A 23,339-nucleotide genomic window follows, 5' to 3' on the forward strand; every position below is an offset into this window, starting at 1 on the left:
CGGCGTGTCGCGGCGCGGAAATGCTTGCGCCGCGCAACCGAGTACACGCCTCAGGCAACTTCATAGGGGCAAAACGCAACAGAATGTGTCGCGAAGGCCACGCGGGGTATTAGTCTGCCGGTGTAGTTGCACCGGGGGGTGCCGATGGAACAGTCATGCCCCGGAGGCCGACCAGATGAACAAACTGGTGACAACGCTCGCCGCGACGACGCTCGGAACCGCGACCGTGGTCGCGGCCGTAGGCCTGACCACGCCGGCCACCACCACACCGTCCGCGTCGCTCGCCGCCGCGCCGTACGGGCCGGCTCCCACGCCGCCGCAGCCCACCGTGGTGCCCGCATCGACGCAGCGCCCGGACGTCACGACTCCGCCGCCGAGCCCCACGTTCACGCTGCCGACCGTCGAGCGGCCGACGATCACGATCCCGACCATCCGGCGGCCCTCGATCCAGGCCACCACGCCCTCCCCGTCGCCGACCCCTACCCCCACGCCCACGCCCGGCACTCCGGTGAAGCCGGGTCCGTCCGCGGCTCCGGCGTGCTCCGGTGTCCTGGTCAAGCCGACCGACAACGCCGCCGACGTGGTGGACAGCACCCCGGCCGGCGGCACGATCTGCTTCGCCGCCGGGCTGCACCGGATCGACCGGCCGCTGCGACCGAAGGCCAAGCAGACGCTCGGCAGCGACCAGGGCGCCGTACTGACCGGGTCGGTCCCGCTGACCGGGTGGACCGCGAACGGCGGCGACTGGGTCGTCAAGGACGTGCTGCCGGAGCCCTACCGCCAGATCGGGCAGTGCGAGGACAACGTCACCAACATCTGCCACCTGCGCGAGCAGGTGTTCGTCGACGGCAAGCACCTGAAGCGGGTCGCGTCCCGTGAGCAGGTCGTACCCGGCACCTTCTACGGCGACTACGAGCACAACGCGGTCTGGATCGGGGACAACCCGGCCGGGCGTGCGGTCGAGATGTCGAAGACGCCGACCGCGATCGACGGCGGCCAGACCGGCGTCACCGTGCGCGGGCTGACCATCGAGCACTTCGCCTCGGCGCCGCAGGCCGGCGCGGTGGTGCTGAGCGGTGGCTGGCACGTGTTCGCGAACGACATCCGCTGGAACCACGCGGTCGGCGCGATGCTGGTCAACGCCGACGGCGCCACGCTGGAGCGCAACCTGATCCGCTTCAACGGGCAGCTCGGCGTCGGGCAGTACAGCACCACCAACGGCACCATCGCGGACAACCAGGTCAGCGGCAACAACACCGACGGCTTCTGGATCGCCGACTGGGAGTCCGGTGGCATCAAGACCACCTGGTCCAACGGCGGCTCGGTCCGCGGCAACCTGATCAAGGCCAATCTCGGCGTCGGGCTGTGGAGCGACGCCTACGACGACGGGCGCACGTTCAGCGACAACCGGATCGTCGACAACGCCGCCGACGGGATCCGGTACGAGATCGGCCGCAACGGCGTGATCGAGAACAACACGATCACCGGCAACGGCCTCGGCACCGGACGCGGTTCGGGCCGGTCGCTGTGGGACGGCGGCGGGATCAACGTCAACACGTCGTCGAACGTGACGGTTCGCAACAACACCGTCGCGGACAACGTGAACGGCATCTCGATCCAGTCCCGCACCCGCGGCAACGGCCCGTGGGGCCTGAACCTGCTGCGGGACGTCGTCGTCACCGGCAACAAGGTGACGATGAAGGTCGGCACGGCGGCGACCGGCATGGTGCAGAACTCCGGCGCCGCGATCCCGACCGGCGAGGTCGTGCTCAAGGGCAACAACTACACGCTGGACAGTCTGACCGCGGACCGCTTCCAGAAGTTCGGGCAGTGGTTCAGCGCGACCGAGTGGCAGAAGGCGGGCTTCGACACCGAAAGCCAGTTCACCACCGGCTGAGAGCGGTTCCGTCAGCGGGTGAGTGTGCTGACGTGGTCGACCAGCAGGGCGCGGAAGGTGTCGTTCTCCCGCAGGTCCTCGGGGAAGACGGTGTCCACCGCGAGCAGCGCGTCGACCAGCGCGGTCGGCGTCGTGGCGTCGGCGGTCGCTGCCTTCAGGCGGTCGGCCTGGGGGTCGTCGACGGTGGTGGCGCGGGCGACGTAGACCATCCACGCCGCGACGGCGAGGCTGGCCGAGTGGGGTTCGGCGCCGGCGGTGAGGCGGTCCTGGACGGTGCCGAGCAGGCGAACCGGGAGTTTGACCGAGCCGTCCATGGCGACCTGGGTGGTGCGGTGCTTGAGCGCCGGGTTCGCGAACCGGTCGAGCACCGATTCGCCGTACGCCGTGAGGTCGAGACCGTCGGGCGGGGTGAGCGTGGGGCCGACGTCGGCGCTGAGCAGTTCGCGTGCCGCCGCGGCGAGTTCGTCGTCGCGGACCGCCTCGGCGATGGTCTCGTAGCCGCGCAGCGCGCCGAGGTAGGCGAGCATCGAGTGGGTCGCGTTGAGCATCCGGAGCTTGGCCTGCTCCCAGGGCGCGACGTCCGCCGTGAGGACGGCACCGGCCGCGTCCCACGCGGGACGGGCGCCGGCGAAGTGGTCCTCGATGATCCACTGCAGGAACGGCTCGGCGACCACCACCGCCTCGTCCCGTACGCCGAGCAGCCGCGCGGCCTCGTCCCGGTCGGCGTCCGTCGTGGCCGGCACGATCCGGTCGACCATGCTCGCCGGGAACGCCGCCGACTCGAACTGCTCGCCGCCCAGCCCCGCCGCGTCGGCGTACTGGCGCACGAGCCGCTGCAGGAACGGGCCGTTGGCAACGAGGTTGTCGCAAGAGACGATCGTCAGCGCCTCGCCGGAACGTCGCGCGAGCCCGGCCGCGAGCTGCCCGACCACGGTGCGCGGCGGGCGGCCCGCGAGGTCCGCCTGGATCTCCGGGTCGGACAGATCCAGCCCACCGTTCGCCGCGCGGTAGCCCTTCTCGGTCACGGTCAAGGTCACGACGGACACGCGCGGATCGGCGATCCGGGCGACCACCGCGTCCGGGTCCTCCGGCGCGGTCAGCACCTCCCGGATGCTGCCGATCACGTCGATCGAGGTGGAGTCGGTGCCGCGCGTCAGGACGGCGTACAGGCCGTCCTGCGGCGCGAGCTGCTCCCGTACGGCGGCCGACCGCTGGCTCACGCCCGTGATGCCCCAGCGGGTCTCACCCGTGAGCTGCGCCGCTCGCTCGGTGAAGACCGCCTGGTGCGCCCGGTGGAACGCGCCGAGGCCGAGATGGACGATGCCGACGGTCAGCTCGTTCGGGTCGACCGCGGGTTTGGTGGGGAGGTTGGTCAGGCTCAGGCGGGTCGAATCGGGGCGGTTCATGCGGTGACCTCCGTCGTGGCGGCGTGGGCCTGAATTTGACTCAACGTGGGGACATGGCCCGTGCCGCCGAGACCGCCGACGGACAGGGAAGCTGCTGCAACACCCAGCCGGACGGCATCCAAGAGCTGGTCGCCGAGGGCCAGCCGGGCGGTGACCGTGCCGGCGAACGAGTCGCCGGCTCCGGTCTGGTCGACCACCCGCGGCGCGGGAATCACCGGTACGTCGGTGAGCCGGCCACCGTCGTCCAAGAGGATGCCGTCCTCGCCGCGGGTCAGCGCGACGGCCTGGATGCCGAGCGCGCGCAGCGTCGTACAGGCTTCCACCGGGTCGTCCGTGTCGGCGACGAGCTGGGCCTCGCGGGGCCAGCCCGGGGTGATCAGCCGCGTGTACGGCGCGACGGCGCGCAGGTGGTCGGCGGCGCCGGCGGCGGAGACCAGGCGGGGGCGCCAGTTCGGGTCGTAGACGAAGCACTTGCTGTGCTGGGCGGCGACCCGGACGGCCTTCGCGGACAGCGGGGAGATCGCGCAGGCGATGCCGCTGGCCAGGACCGCGCCGACTTCGGCGACCAGGTCGACCGGTACGTCGCCGGGGCCGAGGCCGGAGCCGGCGCTGCCTCGGCGTACGTAGGTGAACTCGCGGGCGCCGGACGGGTCGGCGTGCTGGAGGTAGATCCCGTGCTGGCCCTCGACCCGGCGGACCAGCGAGGTGTCGATGCCCAGGGCAACCACTCGCTCGAGCAGGCGGTCGCCGAGCTCGTCGTCGGGAACTCGGGCGAGCAGGGCGGTCCTGGCTCCGGCGGCGGCTGACGCCGCGGCGGCGTTGAGCGCGTCGCCGGAGAAGTTGAGCGTCAGGTGCGTGCCGGCGTCCAGGGGCTCGGTCGAGCTGAGCTCCACGAGGATCTCCCCCAGCACCAGCACATCAGGCATCACCATCAGCAAACCCTTCGGACAATGGGGCGGGGGCGGGTCATCGCGGGGGCTCGGCGGTGGAGGCTCGGACCATCAGGTCGCCTTGCAGGGTTCGGCGTTCGGGGGTGGTGGCGGGGCTGTCGAGCAGGGTGAGCAGGAGTTCGACGGCAAGACGGCCGGCTTGTTCCTTGGGCAGGCGGATGGTGGTGAGGGCGGGACGGGCCATCGCGGCCATGGCGATGTCGTCGATGCCGACCACGCTGATCCGCTCGGGGACGGCGATGCCGCGCGCGTGCAGGCGGGCCAGCAGGCCGATCGCGACCAGGTCGTTGTAGGCGATCACCGCCGTGGCGCCGGTGGCGACGACCTGGTCGGCCGCGGCCATGCCGCCGTCGTAGTGCGGCGGGAAGTGGCCGACCTCGATCAGCTCGACGCCGTGATCGGCGGAGGCCTGCGACAACCCCTGGCCGCGCTGGTCACTGGACCACGAAGCGGCCGGCCCACCGACCCAGGCGATGCGACGGTGGCCCAGGGCGGCGAGATGGGCGACGGCTTGGCGCATGCCGTCCTCGTGGTCGAACACCACCGCCGGCAGATCGTCCACCAAGCGGTTGAGCAGGACGACGGTGGTGTCGGCGGCGATCGCCTTCAGGTCGTCGCCCTCGGCGCGGGGAGAGCAGAGGACCAGGCCGTCGACCTGCTGGGCCAGTGCCCGGATCAAGCCCATCTCGGCGGCGACGTCCTCGTCGGTGTCAGCGACGAACACGGCGACGTCGGCGGCCCGGGCCCGCGCCTGCACACCCTTCACCACACTGGGGAAGAACGGGTTGCCGAGATCCGGCAGCACCAGCCCGAGGTTCCCGGTCCGCCCGGTGATCAGACCGCGGGCGGCCTTGTTCGGTTCGTAGCCGAGGCTGTCGGCGGCCGAGCGGACCCGCGCGCGGGTCGCGGGATTGACCAGGTCGGGCAGCGACAGCGCACGGGACACGGTCGAGGTCGACACCCCGGCCAGCCGCGCGACATCGCGAAGGGTCGCCGCCACGTGCACCTCCCACCTCAGACCCGGATCCAGCGTCCGCCGAGTGTGCAATCGGTTGCAAGCTGCTGTCAACAGCTCTCGCTCTTGTGCTTCCCAGAGCCTACTGCAATCCTTTGCAGTGCCGTTGCAGTCCACGCTCTGGAGGAAACGAATGCCGAAGGCCCTGCAGCCCCATCCGGACCGTGCGCTCCCGGCCGGCGAGGCGCGTGAGCTCGCCCGCCGGATCCACGCCTCCACGAAGGATCTGCCGCTGCTCTGCCTGCACGGTCACGTGGACGCCGAGCTGTTCGCCGGCGACCAGCCCTTCGGCAACCCGGCCGAGCTCCTCGTCGTACCGGACCACTACGTCACCCGCATGCTGATCTCCCAGGGCGTCTCCCCCGACCGCCTCGGCCTCCCCCGCCGCGACGGCACGACGACCGCCGAGCCGCGCGAGATCTGGCGTGAGTTCTGCTCGCACTGGCACCTGTTCGCCGGTACGCCGAGCCGCTACTGGCTCGAGCACGAGTTCGCCGAAGTGCTCGGGCTGACCGTCGCGCCGTCCGCCGAGACCGCCGATCAGCTGTACGACGAGATCTCCGCCCGCCTGGCCGCGCCGGAGTTCCGCCCGCGCGCGCTGCTCGACACGTTCAACATCGAGCTGCTGTCCACCACCGACGCCGCCACCGACGACCTCGCCCCGCACGCGAAGATCGCCGCCGACCTGCCCGGCCGCGTCGTCCCGACCCTGCGCCCCGACGCCGTCGTCCATGTCGACCGGCCCGGCTGGAGCGACCTGATCACCCTGCTCGGCGAGCGCGCCGGCACCGACACCACGTCGTACGCCGGGTTCCTGCAGGCGCTCCGGCAGCGGCGGCAGGTTTTCATCGAGGCCGGCGCCCGGGCCACCGACCACGGTCACCTCAGCGCGGACGCGACGCCGCTCACCGACGCCGAGGCCGAGCGGATCTACGCCGGCGCGCTGCGCGGCCAGGTGACGCCGGAGGACGCGCAGGCCTTCGCGGGCAACATGCTGTTCCAGATGGCCGCGATGTCCGCCGAGGACGGCCTGGTCATGCAGCTCCACCCCGGCGTACTGCGTGATCACCACCCGGGGATCCACGCGACGTACGGGCCGGACCAGGGGCACGACATCCCGGTGGCGACCGAGTTCACCCGGTCGCTGCGGCCGGTGCTCGAGCGGTTCGGGCACGCGGAGGGGTTCCGGATGGTGCTGTTCACCGTCGACGAGACGACGTACTCGCGGGAGCTCGCGCCGCTGGCCGGGGTCTACCCGAGTGTCCGGCTGGGCGCGCCGTGGTGGTTCCTGGACAGCCCGGACGGCATGCGCCGGTTCCGCGAGCTGGTGACCGAGACGGCCGGCTTCTACAACACCTCGGGCTTCGTCGACGACACCCGCGCGTTCCTGTCGATCCCGGCCCGGCACGACCTGGCCCGGCGCGTCGACGCGGGCTACCTGGCCGGTCTGGTCGTCCAGCACCGGCTGGAGGAGGACGACGCCTTCCAGATCGCCCAGGACCTCGCCTACAACCTGGCCCGCACGACGTACCTGAGCTGATTGGGTGGGGTGGGAGTGGCTGACCCGTAGCACTACAGTTGGGCGACTTGCTGCTGGGGTGTTGGGGGATGGATGAAACGCGTCGCCGGGGTTGTGCTCGCCTTCGGTCTGCTGGTCGGCTGCACCGATACCGCGCCGGAGGCGGCATCTGAGCCTCAGCCGAAGCCGACGCCGGCCGCTCTCCCGGCTGCGGCCACCACGAAGCTCGGCGCGACAGGTCCCAGTACGGCGCCCGCCTGCGACGGCATCCGGATCGCACCGGGTCAGGACCCGCAGCAGGTGATCGACCAGAACCCACCGGGCTCCACCTTCTGCTTCGCCAAGGGGCTGCACCGGATCACCCGCGCGATCCGCCCGACCGAAGGCTCGACGCTGGCCAGTGACGAGGGCGCGGTGCTCACCGGCTCGGTCACGCTGACCGACTGGCAGCGCGACGGGCAGCACTGGGTCGTCCGTGGCGTGCTGCCCGCGCCGTACAAGCTGAAAGGGCGGTGCGAGGACGAGCGCACCAAGCCCTGTCAGCGCGGTGAGCAGTTGTTTGCCGACGGCAAGCATTTGACCCGGGTGATGAGCCGCGCGGCATTGCGGCCCGGCACGTTCTACGGCGACTACACGGCCAACGCGGTGTACGTCGCCGACGACCCGGCCGGGCGCCGGATCGAGATGTCGAGGACCGAGACCGCGATCGAGAAGTCCGCGCCGCGGGTGACCGTGCGCGGCCTGACCGTCGAGCACTTCGCCAGCCGGCCACAGGGCGGCGCCGTCCAGGCCGGCACCGACTGGACCGTGGAGGCGAACGAGGTCCGCTGGAACCACGCCGTCGGCATCATGGTGATCGAGGGCGACCGTGCCACCGTGCGCCGCAACACCGTGGCCGACAACGGGCAGCTCGGCGTCGGGCAGTTCCGGTCGGCCGAGGGCCGGATCGTCGAGAACCTGATCACCCGCAACAACACCGACGGCTTCTGGATCGCCGACTGGGAGTCCGGCGGGATCAAGTCGACCCGGTCGTCCGGCGAGGTGACCGGCAACGACCTGGTCGCCAACCGCGGGATCGGGATGTGGAGCGACATCGCCGAGTACGACCGGCGGATCAGCGCGAACCGGATCCGCGACAACGCCGCCGACGGGATCCGCTACGAGATCAGCTACAACGGCGTGATCGAGGCGAACGTGGTGGAGAACAACGGTTTCGGCACCGGGCGGGGCTCCGGGCCGAGCCTGTGGGACGGCGGCGGCATCAACGTGAACACGTCCGCCGACGTGAAGGTCGTCGGCAACCTGGTCCGCGCCAACCGCAACGGCATCTCGGTCCAGTCCCGTACCCGCGGCGAGGGTCCGCGCGGCCGGTACGTGCTGCGCGACGTCCTGATCGAGGGCAACCAGGTCGTGATGGACGAGCAGACCGCGAGCACCGGCGTCGTGGAGAACAAGGACTCCCCCGCGCCGGCCTCGGTCCAGTTCCGCCGCAACACCTACCGGATCGGCGACCGCGGCGCGGAACGCTTCGCCTACAAAGGCGCGACGATGACCTGGGAGCAGTGGCAGGCCGCCGGTTTCGACACGGACAGCGTCACGGGGTAGAAGCCTGCTCCTGAGCCGCGGTGGCGGCCAGGGTGCCCAGCAGGCGAAGGGCTTCGGCGCTGCTCGAGCCGGGCTCGGCGTGATACACGACCAGCTCCTGGCCCGGCGCCGACCGTACGTCGAACGCCTGCATCCGCAACGTCAGTTCGCCGACCGACGGATGCACGAACCGCTTCGTCTCCAGCGTTTTGCCGCGCGCGTCGTGCCGCTGCCACAGCCGCCGGAAGTCCTCGCTGCGCTCCAGCAACGTCGCCAGCACCGCCCGGACCCGCGGGTCGTCGGGTGCCTCGCCGTGCCCGAGCCGGAAGCCGGCGACCGAGTTGACCGCGACGGTCGGCCAGTCGGCGTACAAGCGGCGTGCCCGCGGCTCGAGGAAGATCAGCTCCATCATGTTGCCGGAGTAACCGCCGAACAGCGCGTCGGCGATCGCGTTGCTCGCCAGCAGGTCGTACGCCCGGTTGCAGACCAGCGCCGGGTTGTCGGGCCAGGCATCCATCAGCTGCAGCAGGTTCGGGTCGACCCGGTCGGTGACCACGGCTGAGCGCGGGCGGGGAGCGAGCCCGGCCAGGCGGAACAGGTGCAGCCGGCCGTCTTCGTCCAGCCGGAGTACCGCCGCCAGCGCGTCGAGCACCTGCGCGGACGGGTTGCTCTCGCGGCCCTGCTCCAGGCGGACGTAGTAGTCGACGCTCATACCGGCCAGCAGGCTGACCTCCTCGCGCCGGAGTCCCTGCACCCGGCGCAGCCCGCTGGACGCCAGTCCCGCACTCTGCGGTGAGACGAGCGCGCGACGACTGCGCAGGTAGTCGCCCAACGGTGTCGATGCCATGCGATCAGCCTACGAGCGGTCCGGCCGGCGTGCCTGGTAGCAGCACTCCCAGGAACCCGGCGGTCTCCCGGGCGCCGTTCGAACGCCTGAGGATCGGTGGTGACCCCGACGAACTCAGGAGAACCCGATGAACACCACCACCCCAGAACCGAAGGTCGTCCTGGTGACCGGCGCCAGCAGCGGCATCGGCGCCGCCGTCGCCGAGCACCTGGCCGCGATCGGCCACCACGTCGTGGCCGGCGCTCGCCGGGCCGACCGGATCGCCGACCTAGTGGACAAGGTCCGCGCCGCGGGCGGCAGCATCGAGGGCCGCGCGCTCGACGTGACAGATCGTGCCGACGTCGAGGCGTTCGTCGCCGCCGCGGTCGAGCGGCACGGCCGGGCCGACGTGATCGTGAACAACGCCGGCGTGATGCCGCTGTCGAGGCTGGACCGGCTGCTGGTCGACGAGTGGGACCGGATGATCGACGTCAACGTGCGCGGCCTGCTGCACGGCATCGCCGCCGCGCTGCCGGTCTTCCAGCGCCAGGGCAGCGGCCATTTCGTCACCGTCGCCTCGATCGGCGCCCACCAGGTCAGCCCGAGCGCCGCGGTCTACTGCGGCACCAAGTACGCCGCCTGGGCGATCACCGAGGGCCTGCGGCTCGAGGTCGACCCGTCGATCCGGGTCACCACCATCTCCCCCGGCGTGGTCGAGTCCGAGCTCGCGACGACGATCAGCGATCCCGGCGCGCAGCAGGCGATGGAGACGTACCGGGCCGAGTCGATCCCGGCGTCGGCGATCGCGGAAGCCATCGCGTACGCCGTCGAGCAGCCGGCGGGCGTCGACGTCAACGAGATGGTCATCCGCCCCGCCCGGCAACGCTGAACGATCGCCGGGGCGCGGTCCGCGACCGCGGGCCGCGGGCGGAAGGGGCGGCCGCAGAGCGGCCGGGGCAGGGCCCGGGGCGCTGCCCCGGCGGGACCGGAGGGCCCGGGCGCAGCCCGGCGGGACCGGGAGAGCCCGGGGCGCAGCCCGGCGGAAGCGGAGAGCCCGGCGGAAGCGGAGAGCCCGGCCTGGCTCAGCGCGGGCGGTTCCCCGGCTTCCGCGCCCTGGACTGCTGCTGAACCGGCAGCAGCAGCGGCAGTGGCTCGTACGGTTTCTGCTGGGCGGCGGCTCTCGACCGCTGGCGTAGTCGGTCGGAGTCGCAGACCGCCGCCGCGACCAGCAGGTGCAGCGTCATCGAGCTCAGGTCGGACAGGCCGCTCTCGTTCAGCGAGGCGACCGAGACATAGCCGAGCAGCACAGCGCCGCAGGCCTTCACGTACGGCGTGGGCGCGCGCAGCACGGAGATCCAGGCGACGATCATCGCGATGCCGACGATCGTGACGGCGAGCAGCCCGGTCTCCCAGTACAGGCCGAGCCAGCTGTTGTCGATCGCCATCACGTCGATGTCGCCCTCACCGCGGCGCAGCAGGACGCGTTTGTTGCCCAGGCCGTGGCCGATGATGGCGGTCTGCAGCGAGACCTCCTCGTCCAGCACGTACTGCCAGCTGGTGGTCCGGCCGCTGAGCGAGGTGATCTGCCGGGTCCCCTGGCCGCGCAGCAACCATGTGTGCAGCGACGGCACCACCAGGAACATCAGCCCGACCAGCCCTGGTACGCCGAGAGTCAGGATCCGGCCGACCCAGGTCTTGCGGGTCAGCAGCAGGGCGAGGACCAGCCCGAACGCGATGGCCGCGGCCGCCGTACGGGTCCGGCTCAGCGCGACCAGGACCAGGCCCGCGCCGATCAGCGCGGTGGCCGGGATGAACGACAGCTTCCGGGCGACCAGCGCGACGATCGCCAGGCCGAGCATGATCGCGCCGACCTCGCCGACGCGGGGCGGCAGCATCGGGATGATGACGCCTTGCAGGCGGAAGCCCGTACCGAACGAGGACAGCGGCCGCCAGGCCTGTTCGGGCACGTAGATCACGCTCAGCACCACGGTCGCGGCCAGCAGCGCGTGCGCCCACAGGTGCGCACGGATCAGCCGCTCGGGCACCTGGATCAGCGGTCGCCAGAGCAGGAACAGCAGGATCAGGCCGATCATCAACCGGGCCAGCCGCAGCAGCGGTCCGGTCGGATCGGCGAGCAGGAAGCCGGTCGCGGTGGCGAACAGCACGTAGACGACGTACAGGTTGGTGACCGGGCTGATCCGGGTCCGGAAGCCGGGCCGGGTGGCGGCCAGCACGACGAGGAAGATCGCGCCGAGCAGCGCGCCCTTCATCAAGCTGTTCGTCGAGCCGGTGGTCCCCTGCGGCGCGGCGGCTCGCGACGACCACGGCTGGACACCGAGCACCAGCAGGCACCACAGGATCATCCAGAACAGCGTCGGCTTCTCGCTCACCTTGCCGTCCGTGGTGCCCGGCACCACCGGCGCCGTCAGGGTCATCGCCGCACCGTCAGCGCATCGGCAGCGTGGACGAGGAGTCGGCCGGCTTGAAGTTCAGCGGGATGCCGAGCGTTTCGTCGTGCGGCGACGCGCCGATCAGGACGACGCCGAGCACCGGCGCACCGGCGAACGCCAGCGCGGCGGTCAGCCGGCTGACGTCGGTGTCCTTGTCGTGCCCGACCTGGACGACCAGGATCGAGGCGTCGACCGCGGCGGCCAGCGGGGTGATCCCGTGCCGGCCGACCGAGGCCGGGCCGTGGATGACGACCGAGTAGCCCGGCGGCAGGTCGGCGACGATGCCCGGCACCAGCGACGGGCCGACGGCCAGGGCGGTCTCGTCCTTCGACAGACCCGGCGGCAGCACGTAGAGGTCGGCGACCGTGCCGGGACGGAACAGCTTGCGGGCCCGGACCGCGCGGGTGGGAGCCGGTTCGGCGACCAGGTCGGTCAGGCCCTCGTGGTCGGTGACGTGCGACAGCACCGGCGTACCGCCGAGGTCGGCGAGCACCAGCAGGGTCTCGCGGCCGTCGCGCGCGCTCGCCTCGGCCATCGCGAGCGCGATCCCGGCCGAGTTCGGCGTCGGCGAGGAGGAGACGACCAGCAGCGCGCCGGCGCCGCTCGCGCCGATGCCGCGCGGGTTGAGCTCCCGGCGGGCCAGCGCACCGCTCGCCTCTGCGCCCAGCGCGGTGAGCTCGGACGGCGGCAGCTGCGGCGCGGCCCGGCGCCAGAACCGGCGCTGACCGAGTGCCGCGGTGATCACCGGCGCTCCGGCGGCCCGGGCAGCCTGGTCACGGGTGAGCACGAACGGGCTGAGATGTGTGCTGAGCAGGGCCAGACCGAAGCCGAGCACCAGACCGAGGATTCCGCCGACCAGGATGTCGCGGGACACGATCGGCGACGAGGTCGCCGACTCCTTCGTCGCCGGGGTGACCAGCTCGCTGCTCGCACCGACGCCGGACAGCGCCTTGCGCATCGCGGACGCGTCGTCGGCGGCCTGCCGGGCCTCCGTGGCTAGGCCGACCCGCTGGTCGCGCAGCGCGGCCGCGGTCTGGGTGTCGCCGCGGGCGATGGCCTCCGAGATCTGGCTGACCAGGCTCTTCGACTGGGCGGTCGCCGTCCGGGACCGGTCCTGGGCCTGCCCGGCCAACGTGGTGAGCAGGGCCTTGGCCTCGTTGCTGCGCTGGGCCAGGTAGATCCGGGCGATCGCGTTGGCTCGCCGTACCGCCTCGTCGGCGGTCGGGCCGTCGATCATGATCAGGTACGCGTTGTCCGTGACCGCCTTGACCCGGGTGACCGCGGCCAGCGACTGCACCGACTCGTCGCTGGTCGGCAGCTCCAGCGACTTGGCCACCTCGCGCAGCAGCGCCGGGCTGGACATCACCCGGGCCTGCGTCTCGGCGGGCAGATCCATGCCCAGCGGACCGGTCTTGTCCGAGCCGGTGGGCAGCTTGCCGACCAGCGCCGGAGGCACCGCCGGGCCGATCACCACCTGGCTGGACGCCGTCCAGCGCTCGGTCTGGGACAGCGAGAAGACAGCGGCGCCGACGACGCCGAGCAGGACGCAGCCGAGGATCAGCCACTTGTGCCGCAGCAACGACTGCGCGGTGTCGCGCCAGACCACTGTGCCCGGTTCCATCCGGTCCCCCACTTCCTTGCTCGACCACCCGGCGTCCGTGCCGTCGCGAAAACCGGCTCATGTCTGGTCACGCTTGGTGATCGGCTGCTGCCGCAGCACAGGATACCGGGCCCTGCCCACTCGGCGCCCTGATGCCCTACCCTCGTCCCGGGGGTCCGGGGGACCAAGCACTTCACACAGCGCCGTCACGGCGTACATGTCCAAGGGGGGACATCGCGGTATGAACAAGAGATGGCTGTTCGCGCGCCTGGTGCTGGTCGGCGTGCTGCTGGCCGGGGCGCTGGCGCCGACGCCGGCCCAGAGCATCAGCGCGTCGCTGTCGGCCGAGCACAGTCCGGTCTGGCAGACCAACGGCAGCGTCCAGGGCCTCGCCGTGGCGGCAGGCAAGGCGTACGCCGGCGGCCGCTTCACCAGCGTCCGCCCGCCGGGCTCGCCGCTGGGCACCAACGAGGTCGGGCAGGCCTACCTGGCCGCCTTCGACGCCACCACCGGCGACCTGGTGGCCGCGTTCAACCCGGTCCTGAACGGCCAGGTGTACGCCGTCGCGGCATCGGCCGACGGGTCGCGGATCTACGTCGGTGGCGACTTCACCCAGGTCAACGGCGTGACCCGCAACCGGATCGCCGCCTTCGACACCGCCACCGGCCAGCTGGTCAGCAACTTCAAGCCGTCGGTGTCGTACCGGGTCAAGACGATCGCGGTCTCCGGCAACACCGTGTACTTCGGCGGCTCGTTCGGCCTGGTCAACGGCCTGGAGCGGCTGCGGCTGGCCGCGGTCTCCGCCGACCTCGGCACTTTGTTGCCCTGGGCACCTGCGGTGAACGGCGACGTGTACGCCGTGGACGTGGCCGACGACGGCTCGAAGCTCTACGCCGGTGGCCAGTTCAGCACCGTCAACGGCACCAACCAGAACACCGTCTCCAGCCTGGACCCGGCGACCGGCGCGGTGCTGCCGTTCCCGGCCGCCTCGGCGGTCCCGCCGCCCAACGGCTCCTGCACCACGCGGGTGAAGACGATCGACGCCAGCGGCGACAAGGTCTACTTCGGCAACGGCGGTGACGGCGGCGGCTGCTTCGACGGCACCTGGGCCGCGGACGTCGCGACCGGCGCGCTGATCTGGAAGAACCAGTGCCTGGGCGCCACCGAGGCCGTCAAGGTCGTCAACGGCTGGCTCTACAAGGGCTCGCACGCCCACGACTGCGCCTACAACGGCGCGGGCGGCTTCCCGCAGGGCTTCGGCTACCGCTTCCTGCTGACCGAGTCGCTCACCGACGGCACCATCGGTCCCTGGTTCCCGAACACCAACGCCGGTCCGCCCACCGAGGTCGGCCCGCTGGCGTTCGCCACCGGCGGCTCCGACCTGTGGGTCGGCGGCGACTTCACCACCAGCAACGGCGTCGGCCAGCAGGGCCTGACCCGGTTCACCAACGCCGGCCCGGGCGCCGCTCCGGCCAAGCCCGCGAAGCTGACGCCGTACAGCGTGCGGCCCGGACAGGTGGAGATCCACTTCCCGACCGTGGTCGACAACGACGACAGCACGCTGACCTACCGGCTGCTGAAGGGCTTCACCAACACCACGATCGCGACCTGGACCGCCACGTCGACGCCGTGGGACAAGCCGTGGCTGCACTACACCGACACCGCGGCGACGCCCGGCGAGGTGACCAACTACCGGGTCGAGGTGACCGACGGTACGACGACGCTGCGCGGCAACTACTCCGATCCGATCACGGTCGCGAGCACGACCTCCACGGCGTACGACGAACTGCTGAAGGCCGACGGCCCGCAGGCGTACTGGCGGCTCGGTGAAGCCGCCGGCACCACCACGTCGGCGGACTCCTCCGGCCAGAGCAACAACGGCACCTACAACGGGATCACGCTCGGCACGCCGGGAGCGATCGCCGGCAACACGGCGGCCACGACCAGCTCCACCGGCCGGATGGTCGGCGAGAAGGCGTACAGCATGCCGCAGCAGTTCACCGTCGAGGCGTGGGTGAAGCAGAGCTTCCTGCGCGGCGGCCGGATCATCGGCTTCGGCAACTCCAAGACCGGCAACAGCGCCGACGGCGGGGACCGGATGCTCTACATGCGCAGCAGCGGCGCGATCAGCTTCGGCGTCAACGACGGCACCCGTCGCGTGCTCACCAGCGCGTCGAACAAGAACGACAACCAGTGGCACCACGTGGTCGGCACCTACGCCGACGGCACGATGAGCTTGTACGTCGACGGCGTGTTGGCCGGCACCCAGAGCGTCGGGACGGCCGCGTTGTACTACGGTTGGTGGCGGGTCGGTTACGACAACACCAGCAACTGGTCCGGCGGCGGCGCCACCCAGACCGGGATGGCGATCGACGAAGCGGCCGTGTACCCGTACGCGTTCACCGCGGTACAGGTCAAGGCGCACTACGACGCACGCTGAGCGGACAGTCAGCCTGCTATAGCACAACGTGATAACGCTGGTGGGAGGTCGCCTTCCACGGGGCTTCCCACCACCGCTAGATTTCGCGTGCTGCAACAGACAGGCCCGCCCGCTTTCTGAGGACATCGATGAAGAAGTTAGTTCTGGTACTAGTCACCGCCGCGGCCGTCGTGGCCGCGGCGCTGATCCCGCCCGGTGCCCCGGTGGTGGCCGCCGCGCCCGGGTTCGGTACGGCGGTCTCGGCGGTGAAGCAGAGTTCCTGGCAGACCAACGCGCCGGTGAACGCGATCGCCATCGCCGGTAACAACGTGTTCGTCGGGGGCCTGTTCACCCGGGTCCGGCCGCCGGGCAAGCCGGCCGGGCAGGGCGAGGCGGTGCGCACGTACCTGGCCTCGTTCAGCCGCACCAGCGGCAACGCCTCCGGCTTCGCGCCGAAGCTGAACGGTCCGGTGTGGAGCATCGCGACGTCGCTGGACCAGAAGTGGATCGTGGTCGGTGGGGACTTCACCACGGTCAACGGCCAGCCGCGCAACCGGATCGCGATGTTCAACGCCGCGACCGGCGCGCTGAGCAGCTTCCGGCCCTCGGTCAACTTCCGGGTCAAGGCGGTGGCGATCTACGGCAACAGCGTCTTCTTCGGTGGGTCCTTCGGCCGGGTCTCCGGGGTGGAGCGCAACCGGCTGGCCGCGGTCGCGCTGAACAGCGGTGCGCTGCTGCCGTGGAACCCGAACGCCAACGACGACGTGTACGCGATCGACGTCGCCGACAACGGCACCAAGGTGTACGCCGGCGGTCCGTTCACCACCGTCCGCGGCCAGCACCACAACACGCTGGTCGCGCTGAACAACAGCACCGGCGTGCCGTACGCCATGCCGGCCGCGTCCGCCATCCCCGAACCGGTCCTGGTTCCGCCCAACAAGTGCGTCACCCGGGTGAAGGACATCGACACCTACGGCTCGAAGGTGTTCGTCGCCAACGGCGGTGACGGGACCGGCTGCTACGACGGCATCCTCGCCGCGGACGTTGCCACCGGCAAGCTGTTGTGGCAGAGCAAGTGCCTGGGCGCGACCGAGGCGGTCAAGGCGATCGGCAACTGGCTCTACAAGGGATCGCACGCGCACAACTGCAGCCCGGACGAGCCGAGCTACTTCAAGGACGGCTCCGGCACGCACTACCTGCTCGTGCACAGCGGGGTGACCGGCAAGCTCGGTCCCTGGTTCCCCAACACCGACGCCGACCCGAACAGCTCGACCAAGGTGGGTCCGCTGGCGATGGCCGCCACCGGCACCGACCTGTGGGTCGGCGGCGACTTCCTCAAGGTGAACGGGACCGGCCAGCAGGGCATCACCCGGTTCACCAACGCGATCGGTGGCGCGAAGGCACCGGCACCGGCCGCCCCCGCGGCGAACAGCCCGGTCGCGAACAAGGTCGGACTGTCCTTCCGGACCGTCGTCGACCCGGACAACATCACGCTGACCTACAAGGTCTACCAGGGCACCCGGCTGGTCGGGACCTGGAACCGCAACACCTACAAGTGGCAGGCCTCGCAGCTGGTCACCTACACCGACACCGGCGTGAAGAGCGGGCAGCAGGTCAACTACCGCGTCGAGGTCCTCGACGGGCGCAACGTGGTCAAGTCCGCCACGTCGGCCACGGTGGTCGTGAGGTAACGAACCTCTAGAGCACGGACGTGGTGGGTCCCGCTTCGGCGGGCCCACCACGTTCTGTTTCACCCGCCGCGCGGTGGGCGGCGAGCGCCCGGTGGGCCTCGTGCCACCACAGGAGCAGGGTGAAGAAGGCCGCGGCGGCCAGGCCCCAGGCAGCGCCTCGCGCGCCGTTCAAGGCGGCGCCGGTGACGCCCGCGGTGATGAGCACGACCGACGAGATCAGCCTGACCCGCAGACCCCGCCCGGCCGCCGCCAGCGCGCGCATGATGGCGAAGGCGCCGGCGTTGGAGGCACCGAGGGCCTGCAGCAGGATGACCGGCACCATGACAGCACTGGCTTCGGCCCAGACGCCCGGACCGAGCAGGGCCCGGCCGATCGACTCCGGCAGCAGCAGGAAGACCGCTCCCCAGGCCAACGCGCCGGCGCCGACTCCGGCCGAGATGACCAGGCCGACCCGCCACAGCCGCCGGTACGAGTGCTTCAGCGCCCGAGCCGCCTCCGGTACGGCGACCGCCCGGATCCCCTGGTTGAGCACGTTCACCGGTCCGAGCAGCACCTGGGCGCCGCGGATGCCGGAGACGGCCGCGATCCCGGCGGCCGCGGTGATGCCGAGCATGTAGACCTGGATCGTGCCGCTGACCGCGAGCATCTCCCCGACGTACTTGGGGGTGAGGTCGCGGTTGGCCTTCAGCCAGTGCCTGACCAGCTGGAAGCGCGGCGTCAGACCGCTCTGGAACCGCCCGAACACCGCGGCGATCACCGCACCGAGTCCCCAGCACAACGTCAGCGAGAACGCCGACGCCGCGCCGGTCAGGTAGAGCCCGCCGAACAGCACGGCCATCGCGATCAGCCAGACCAGGTCGTTGAGGAACGCCCGGCGGCCGTCCCCCACGACGAAAAAGGCCCAGCGCCACGCGTCCTGCAGCAGCAGCCCGGGCATCGTCACCGCGAACGCGACCAGCACCCCGGGCGACGGTACGCCGGGGAACGCCGCGATCAGCAGCCCGACGACGAGCGCCGCGAGTCCGGCGAGCAGGGCGGTCGCCGTACTGGAGCGCACGGCCTTCTCCCAGGCCGGGGTGCGGGCACCGGAGTGCCGAACGCCCAGCGGCTCGGTCGCGACCGCCCGGGAGACGTTCAGCGCGATCGTGTAGCCGCCGAAGGCCAGCGCGTAGACACCGAAGTCGGCGACGCTGCTGCTGCGCGCGACGAGCACGCCGACGGCCAGGTTGCTGAGGCTGGACAGCCCTTGGTCCGCCAGACCCCAGCCGGCGCGGCCCGCCGGTCCGGCGAGCTTGCTGAGCTTGGGAAGTTTCAAGAAACCGGCTTCGGCGGCCGCAGCAGGATGCCCGCGGCGAACCGCGGGATGCCGAGCAGGTAGCGCTTCCAGAGCCGGCGCGGTTCCTTGTAGAGCCGGTAGCTCCACTCCAGCCCGGCCTTCTGCATCCAGACCGGCGCCCGGTCCAGCCGCCCGGTGTGGAAGTCGAACGCCGCGCCGACGCCGATCAGGATCGCCGCGTCCAGCCGGTCGCGGTGCTCGGCCATCCAGCGCTCCTGCTTCGGCGCGCCGAGCCCGACCCAGACGATGTCCGGCCCGGCCGCGTTGATCTTCCCGACGATCTCCGCGTCCTCCTCGGCCGACAGCGCCCGGTACGGCGGGGAGTAGGTGCCCGCGACGAACAGCGACGGGTGTTTGGCGACGAAGTTGTCCCGCAGCTGCTCGGCGACGCCGTCGGCTCCGCCGTAGAAGTACTGCGACCAGCCGCGCTCGGCCGCCTCGGCCATCACGCGCTCGATCAGGTCCGGCCCACAGACCCGGGCCATCCGGTCGAACCCGGCCCGCTTGCCGGCCCAGACCAGCGGCATGCCGTCGGCCAGCGTCAGGCCGGAGGTGTTGTAGACCTCGGTGAGCTCCGCGTCGGCCCGGGCGTGCAGCAACGCGTTCATGTCGGACACGCAGACCAGGTGCCGCTCACCGGCGGCGATCCACCCGGCGAACGTCTCGACGGTGTCGTCCATGTCGGTGACGCTGACGTGGATACCGAGCACGTCGACCCGCTGGTCCCAGCCGTTGCTGTCACCGCTGCGGGTGCTGGTGGCTGTCTCGGTCTCTTCGACACTCATGCGTTCGCCTGCTCGGTCAGGGCCGCCAGGTCTGCGTCGACCATGATGCGGACCAGCTCGGGCACGTGCACCTGGGCCTTCCAGCCCAGCTCGGCCTGCGCCTTGGACGCGTCGCCGATCAGCGAATCCACCTCGGTCGGCCGCTCGTAGCGCTGGTCGTGGTCGACGTGCGCCTCCCAGTCCAGCCCCGCGTGCTGGAACGACAGCTCGACGAAGTCCCGCACCGAGTACGACGTGCCGGTCGCCACCACGTAGTCGCTCGGTTCGTCGTGCTGCAGCATCCGCCACATGCCCTCGACGTACTCCGGCGCGTAGCCCCAGTCCCGGCAGGCGTCCAGGTTGCCCAGGTACAGCCGCTTCTCCAGGCCCAGCTTGATCCGCGCCACCGCCCGGGTGATCTTGCGCGTCACGAACGTCTCGCCGCGCCGCGGGCTCTCGTGGTTGAACAGGATCCCGTTCACCGCGAACATGTCGTAGGCCTCGCGGTAGTTACGCGTCATCCAGAACCCGTACACCTTGGCCGCGCCGTACGGCGAGCGCGGGTAGAACGGGGTCAGCTCGTTCTGCGGCGGCGGCGTCGCGCCGAACATCTCCGACGAGCTGGCCTGGTAGAACCGGCAGTCCAGCCCGATCATCCGGATCGCCTCGAGCAACCGGGTGGTGCCCATGCCGGTGGTGTCGCCGGTGTACTCCGGCTCGTCGAAACTCACCCGGACGTGGCTCTGCGCGGCCAGGTGGTAGACCTCGTCGGGCTGGATCGAGGCGAGCAACGTGACCAAGCGCGAGCCGTCGGTCAGGTCGCCGTAGTGCAGGAACAGCCGCTTGTCCGGCTCGTGCGGATCGGTGTACAGGTGGTCGATCCGGCGCGTGTTGAACGTGCTGGCCCGGCGGATCAGGCCGTGCACCTCGTACCCCTTGGCGAGCAGCAGCTCGGCCAGGTAGGACCCGTCCTGACCGGTGATCCCGGTGATGAACGCCTTCTTCATGCCTGCTGCTCCAGGTACCAGTCGTAGGTCGCGGCCACACCCTCGTCGAGACCGATGGACGGCTTCCAGCCCAGAGCCCGCAGCCTGCTCACGTCGAGCAGCTTGCGGGGGGTGCCGTCCGGCTTGGACAGATCGTTGCTGATGGCACCGGTGTAGCCGACCACCTTCGCGACCAGCTCGGCCAGCTCGCGGATCGTCACGTCGGTGCCGACGCCGACGTTGATCGGCTCCGGCTCGTCGTAGTGGTCCAGCAGGTGCACGCACGCGTCGGCCAGATCGTCCACGTGCAGGAACTCGCGCCGCGGCGTACCGCTGCCCCACAGCACCACCTCGGGCGCCTCGGACACCTTCGCCTCGTGGAACCGGCGAATCAGCGCGGGCAGCACGTGCGAGCTGGTCGGGTCGAAGTTGTCGTTCGGCCCGTACAGGTTGGTCGGCATCGCGGAGATCCAGGACAGCCCGTACTGGCGGCGGACGGCCTGGACCTGCATGATGCCGGCGATCTTGGCGATCGCGTACGCGTCGTTGGTCGGCTCCAGCTCACCGGTGAGCAGGCTGGACTCGCGGATCGGCTGGTCGGCGTACTTGGGATAGATGCACGACGAGCCGAGGAACAGCAGCCGCGGCACCCGGACCGCCAGCGCCGCGTCCATCAGGTTGACCTGGATCCGCAGGTTGTCGCTCAAGAACTCCGTCGGGTGATCCCGGTTGGCCAGGATGCCGCCGACCCGCGCGGCGGCGTCGATCACCACGGCCGGGCGGTGCTCGGCCAGGAACGCCGTCGTGGCCGCGCGGTCGCGCAGGTCGAGCTCGGCCGACGAGGCGCCGATCAGGTGGCTGAACCCGGCCGCTTCGAGCCGGCGCCAGACGGCTGAGCCGACCAGACCACGGTGCCCCGCGACGTACACCGGCGACCGGGGGTCGATCGTCATCAATAAGCTCCAGATCCGTAGAACACTGCCCGCAGCGTCTTCCAGAGGATGAGCAGGTCCAGCGTCATCGACCAGTTGTCGACGTAGCGCAGGTCGAGCCGGACCGATTCGTCCCAGGACAGATCACTGCGACCGCTCACCTGCCACAACCCTGTCATGCCTGGTTTGACCAGCATCCGGCGGGAGTCGTCGGCGGCGTAGAGCGCGACCTCCTCGGCCAGCGGCGGCCGGGGCCCGACCAGCGACATCTCACCGCGCAGCACGTTGAACAGCTGCGGCAGCTCGTCCAGCGAGAACCGCCGGATCCACCGGCCGAGCGGTGTCATGCGCGGATCGTCACGCACCTTGAACAGCACACCGTTGCCGTCGCTCAGCGCGTAGAGATCACCGAGCCGCTGCTCGGCGTCGGCGTACATGCTGCGGAACTTGAGCATGGTGAACTCCGCGCCCGCGCGGCCGACCCGGCGCTGGTGGAACAACACCGGACCCCGGCTGGACAGCTTCACCGCCAGCGCCAGACCGATCAGCAACGGGGCGAGAGCCACGATGATCGCGAGCGCGACGACCCGGTCGAAGATCGCCTTCATCAGGTGCGGACCGCCGCTGACCGACGGCCGCTCCAGGTGCAGCAACGACAATCCGGCCACCGGGCGGACCGAGATCCGCGGGCCCGCCACCTCGATGATGCCCGGCGACACGATCAACTCGACACCACGCTGCTCCAGCGCCCACGACAGCCGCCGCAACGACTGACCCGCGAGCTCCGGATCCGTTGCGACCGCCACCACCTCCACGGCATGCCGATCCACCGCGGCCAGGATGTCGGCCTCGTCCAGTTCGTCGGGTTGCAGCGGCCCGCTGCGGCGGCCGGTCCCACGCGGGCGGCAGGTCGCGACCACGCGATATCCGTCCGAGGGGCGGCTCTCGAGGTGTTCGCACAGCGTCGCGGCCGGATCGGTCCGGCCGACCACGAGCACCCGATGCATGCACCGGCCACGCAGCCGGTGCCGGTGCAGGTCCTTGCGCAGCGCATACCGCAGGACCAGCGCGGCCAGCACGGTCACCGGAATCGCCAGCACGACGAATCCACGAGCGATCTCACTCTTCGTCGCGTACGACAGGATCGCGATCGCCGCGGTCAGGCCGACTCCGGCGCGCAGCAGCGACCGCAGCTCCTCAGGCCCGGAGCCGTAGTAGCGCGCGTCGTACCCCTTCGACAAAGCCACTCCGGTCACCCAGGCCAGCGGCAGCAGACTGCTGATCACCAGGTAGGCGCCACCCACCTCGTAGCCGAACCTGGTCAGCAGCGCGATCGAGATTCCGATCACCGCTGCCATCAGGTCTCCGCCGAGAGCGGCCCAGCGATAGACGCCGATCCAGCGCGGCTCGGTCGACCGCGACGAGCGCGGAACGATCGCGGGCACCTCGTGCGGAACGACCCACAGCGGCCCCGAGCCGTCGATCACGCTCGCCTCGACGGCGACCGTACTCATCGATCCGGGCACCACCGCCGTCCGCGCCGGGCCTTGTGACGGCACCGTCGGCTCCGGCGGTATTCCGGCGGTCGGGGCACTCCCGGGCGCGGCCCCGCGCGGCTCCGCGGGCACGCGATTGCCTCCGCTCACACCGGCCCCTCGTCTCAAGCTGCCCCATGACAGCTGTGCACCCCGCCGTCGGGCAGTTTGCAGGCCTCCCGACGGGCGTGTCAATTCGCCACGCCATACAGGGTGTAGCCGGGCGGGAACGGACAGTCCGCGAAAATCGGGTGGTTGCGCCGGGGTTCGGCGACCTGCTGGCGCCCGGGGAGGGAATAGGCGAGACTGGAGCCCGGTGACCTTGCGTCACCGGGGGGATGTCCGGGGAACGGCGAGTGCCGCCGGGCCGGTTTCACAGCTGGGGGGCTGTTGTGCTGGAAGACGTCAGACCTACATCGCTGCCCGAGG

At 71.0% G+C, this 23,339-nt stretch carries 17 protein-coding genes; 6 read left to right on the forward strand and 11 right to left on the reverse strand.

From position 1 onward, the window contains the following. Positions 1-175: 175 nt before the first annotated feature. On the forward strand, positions 176-1,897 hold the full coding sequence (locus tag BWI15_RS25375; RefSeq protein ID WP_077016934.1) for a right-handed parallel beta-helix repeat-containing protein: 1,722 nt from the start codon (positions 176-178) through the stop codon (positions 1,895-1,897). Positions 1,898-1,908: 11 nt separating this feature from the next. Here BWI15_RS25375 and BWI15_RS25380 read toward each other — a convergent pair whose 3' ends face one another. Genes BWI15_RS25380 through BWI15_RS25390 form a run of 3 tightly spaced genes read right to left on the reverse strand, consistent with a single transcriptional unit; the run spans position 1,909 to position 5,253 of the window. Then, on the reverse strand, positions 1,909-3,303 hold the full coding sequence (locus BWI15_RS25380; protein ID WP_077016935.1) for a mannitol dehydrogenase family protein: 1,395 nt from the start codon (positions 3,301-3,303) through the stop codon (positions 1,909-1,911). Continuing rightward, the gene (locus BWI15_RS25385; RefSeq protein WP_237771455.1) at positions 3,300-4,229 is read right to left on the reverse strand and encodes a sugar kinase; all 930 of its coding nucleotides are present in this window, start codon (positions 4,227-4,229) and stop codon (positions 3,300-3,302) included. The genes BWI15_RS25380 and BWI15_RS25385 overlap by 4 nt, the downstream gene beginning before the upstream one ends. Positions 4,230-4,269: 40 nt before the next feature. Next, positions 4,270-5,253 carry a LacI family DNA-binding transcriptional regulator gene (locus tag BWI15_RS25390; RefSeq protein ID WP_077017278.1) on the reverse strand — a complete coding sequence of 328 codons (984 nt, stop codon included), beginning with the start codon at positions 5,251-5,253 and terminating at the stop codon, positions 4,270-4,272. Positions 5,254-5,401: 148 nt separating this feature from the next. Between BWI15_RS25390 and uxaC the strand changes: the two genes are divergently transcribed. Beyond that, a complete protein-coding gene (gene uxaC / locus BWI15_RS25395; protein WP_077016937.1) occupies positions 5,402-6,808 on the forward strand; it encodes a glucuronate isomerase in 1,407 nt (468 codons plus the stop codon). 72 nt (positions 6,809-6,880) lie between these two features. Then, the gene (locus tag BWI15_RS25400) at positions 6,881-8,392 is read left to right on the forward strand and encodes a right-handed parallel beta-helix repeat-containing protein (protein WP_083750998.1); all 1,512 of its coding nucleotides are present in this window, start codon (positions 6,881-6,883) and stop codon (positions 8,390-8,392) included. Here the strand turns inward: BWI15_RS25400 and BWI15_RS25405 are convergent. After that, the gene (locus tag BWI15_RS25405; protein ID WP_077016938.1) at positions 8,382-9,218 is read right to left on the reverse strand and encodes a helix-turn-helix domain-containing protein; all 837 of its coding nucleotides are present in this window, start codon (positions 9,216-9,218) and stop codon (positions 8,382-8,384) included. The two genes, BWI15_RS25400 and BWI15_RS25405, sit on opposite strands and share 11 nt — an antisense overlap. Positions 9,219-9,345: 127 nt before the next feature. On the opposite strand from BWI15_RS25405, the gene BWI15_RS25410 reads away from it, so the two are divergent. Beyond that, a complete protein-coding gene (locus BWI15_RS25410) occupies positions 9,346-10,086 on the forward strand; it encodes an SDR family oxidoreductase (protein ID WP_077016939.1) in 741 nt (246 codons plus the stop codon). Between the two features lie 193 nt (positions 10,087-10,279). Here the strand turns inward: BWI15_RS25410 and BWI15_RS25415 are convergent, their stop codons facing one another. Continuing rightward, positions 10,280-11,632, reverse strand: a complete 1,353-nt coding sequence (locus BWI15_RS25415) for a hypothetical protein (RefSeq protein ID WP_077016940.1) — start codon at positions 11,630-11,632, stop codon at positions 10,280-10,282. A 10-nt stretch (positions 11,633-11,642) separates the two neighbouring features. Further along, on the reverse strand, positions 11,643-13,268 hold the full coding sequence (locus BWI15_RS25420) for a Wzz/FepE/Etk N-terminal domain-containing protein (protein ID WP_077016941.1): 1,626 nt from the start codon (positions 13,266-13,268) through the stop codon (positions 11,643-11,645). 220 nt (positions 13,269-13,488) lie between these two features. On the opposite strand from BWI15_RS25420, the gene BWI15_RS25425 reads away from it, so the two are divergent. Continuing rightward, positions 13,489-15,687 (forward strand): LamG-like jellyroll fold domain-containing protein, encoded by a 2,199-nt coding sequence (locus BWI15_RS25425; RefSeq protein ID WP_077016942.1) that lies wholly within the window; start codon positions 13,489-13,491, stop codon positions 15,685-15,687. Between the two features lie 128 nt (positions 15,688-15,815). Next, positions 15,816-17,357 (forward strand): delta-60 repeat domain-containing protein, encoded by a 1,542-nt coding sequence (locus tag BWI15_RS25430; protein WP_077016943.1) that lies wholly within the window; start codon positions 15,816-15,818, stop codon positions 17,355-17,357. 7 nt (positions 17,358-17,364) lie between these two features. On the opposite strand, the gene BWI15_RS25435 is transcribed toward BWI15_RS25430, so the two are convergent. The 5 genes from BWI15_RS25435 to BWI15_RS25455 are packed head-to-tail and all read right to left on the reverse strand — an operon-like array spanning position 17,365 to position 22,889. After that, positions 17,365-18,672, reverse strand: a complete 1,308-nt coding sequence (locus BWI15_RS25435) for a hypothetical protein (RefSeq protein WP_077016944.1) — start codon at positions 18,670-18,672, stop codon at positions 17,365-17,367. Then, positions 18,669-19,478: a WecB/TagA/CpsF family glycosyltransferase gene (locus BWI15_RS25440; protein ID WP_083750999.1), complete on the reverse strand. Its 810-nt coding sequence runs from the start codon at positions 19,476-19,478 to the stop codon at positions 18,669-18,671. The genes BWI15_RS25435 and BWI15_RS25440 overlap by 4 nt, the downstream gene beginning before the upstream one ends. Further along, complete coding sequence (gene gmd, locus BWI15_RS25445) at positions 19,475-20,464, reverse strand: GDP-mannose 4,6-dehydratase (RefSeq protein WP_077016945.1); 990 nt, start codon at positions 20,462-20,464, stop codon at positions 19,475-19,477. Before gmd ends, BWI15_RS25440 begins: the two co-directional genes overlap by 4 nt. Beyond that, complete coding sequence (locus BWI15_RS25450; RefSeq protein WP_077016946.1) at positions 20,461-21,396, reverse strand: GDP-L-fucose synthase family protein; 936 nt, start codon at positions 21,394-21,396, stop codon at positions 20,461-20,463. Before BWI15_RS25450 ends, gmd begins: the two co-directional genes overlap by 4 nt. Next, on the reverse strand, positions 21,396-22,889 hold the full coding sequence (locus BWI15_RS25455; protein ID WP_237771456.1) for a sugar transferase: 1,494 nt from the start codon (positions 22,887-22,889) through the stop codon (positions 21,396-21,398). Before BWI15_RS25455 ends, BWI15_RS25450 begins: the two co-directional genes overlap by 1 nt. Positions 22,890-23,339 lie beyond the last annotated feature (450 nt).

The sequence above is a fragment of the Kribbella sp. ALI-6-A genome (assembly GCF_001984195.1).
Taxonomy (GTDB): Bacteria; Actinomycetota; Actinomycetes; order Propionibacteriales; family Kribbellaceae; genus Kribbella.

Coding starts and splice junctions, on each gene's coding strand:
- BWI15_RS25400 (WP_083750998.1), top strand. CDS start 6,881: ATGAAACGCGTCGCCGGGGTTGTGCTCGCCTTCGGTCTGCTGGTCGGC.
- gmd (WP_077016945.1), bottom strand. CDS start 20,464: ATGAAGAAGGCGTTCATCACCGGGATCACCGGTCAGGACGGGTCCTAC.
- BWI15_RS25425 (WP_077016942.1), top strand. CDS start 13,489: ATGAACAAGAGATGGCTGTTCGCGCGCCTGGTGCTGGTCGGCGTGCTG.
- BWI15_RS25455 (WP_237771456.1), bottom strand. CDS start 22,889: ATGAGTACGGTCGCCGTCGAGGCGAGCGTGATCGACGGCTCGGGGCCG.
- BWI15_RS25380 (WP_077016935.1), bottom strand. CDS start 3,303: ATGAACCGCCCCGATTCGACCCGCCTGAGCCTGACCAACCTCCCCACC.
- uxaC (WP_077016937.1), top strand. CDS start 5,402: ATGCCGAAGGCCCTGCAGCCCCATCCGGACCGTGCGCTCCCGGCCGGC.
- BWI15_RS25405 (WP_077016938.1), bottom strand. CDS start 9,218: ATGGCATCGACACCGTTGGGCGACTACCTGCGCAGTCGTCGCGCGCTC.
- BWI15_RS25415 (WP_077016940.1), bottom strand. CDS start 11,632: ATGACCCTGACGGCGCCGGTGGTGCCGGGCACCACGGACGGCAAGGTG.
- BWI15_RS25450 (WP_077016946.1), bottom strand. CDS start 21,396: ATGACGATCGACCCCCGGTCGCCGGTGTACGTCGCGGGGCACCGTGGT.
- BWI15_RS25440 (WP_083750999.1), bottom strand. CDS start 19,478: ATGAGTGTCGAAGAGACCGAGACAGCCACCAGCACCCGCAGCGGTGAC.
- BWI15_RS25410 (WP_077016939.1), top strand. CDS start 9,346: ATGAACACCACCACCCCAGAACCGAAGGTCGTCCTGGTGACCGGCGCC.
- BWI15_RS25430 (WP_077016943.1), top strand. CDS start 15,816: ATGAAGAAGTTAGTTCTGGTACTAGTCACCGCCGCGGCCGTCGTGGCC.
- BWI15_RS25385 (WP_237771455.1), bottom strand. CDS start 4,229: ATGCCTGATGTGCTGGTGCTGGGGGAGATCCTCGTGGAGCTCAGCTCG.
- BWI15_RS25420 (WP_077016941.1), bottom strand. CDS start 13,268: ATGGAACCGGGCACAGTGGTCTGGCGCGACACCGCGCAGTCGTTGCTG.
- BWI15_RS25375 (WP_077016934.1), top strand. CDS start 176: ATGAACAAACTGGTGACAACGCTCGCCGCGACGACGCTCGGAACCGCG.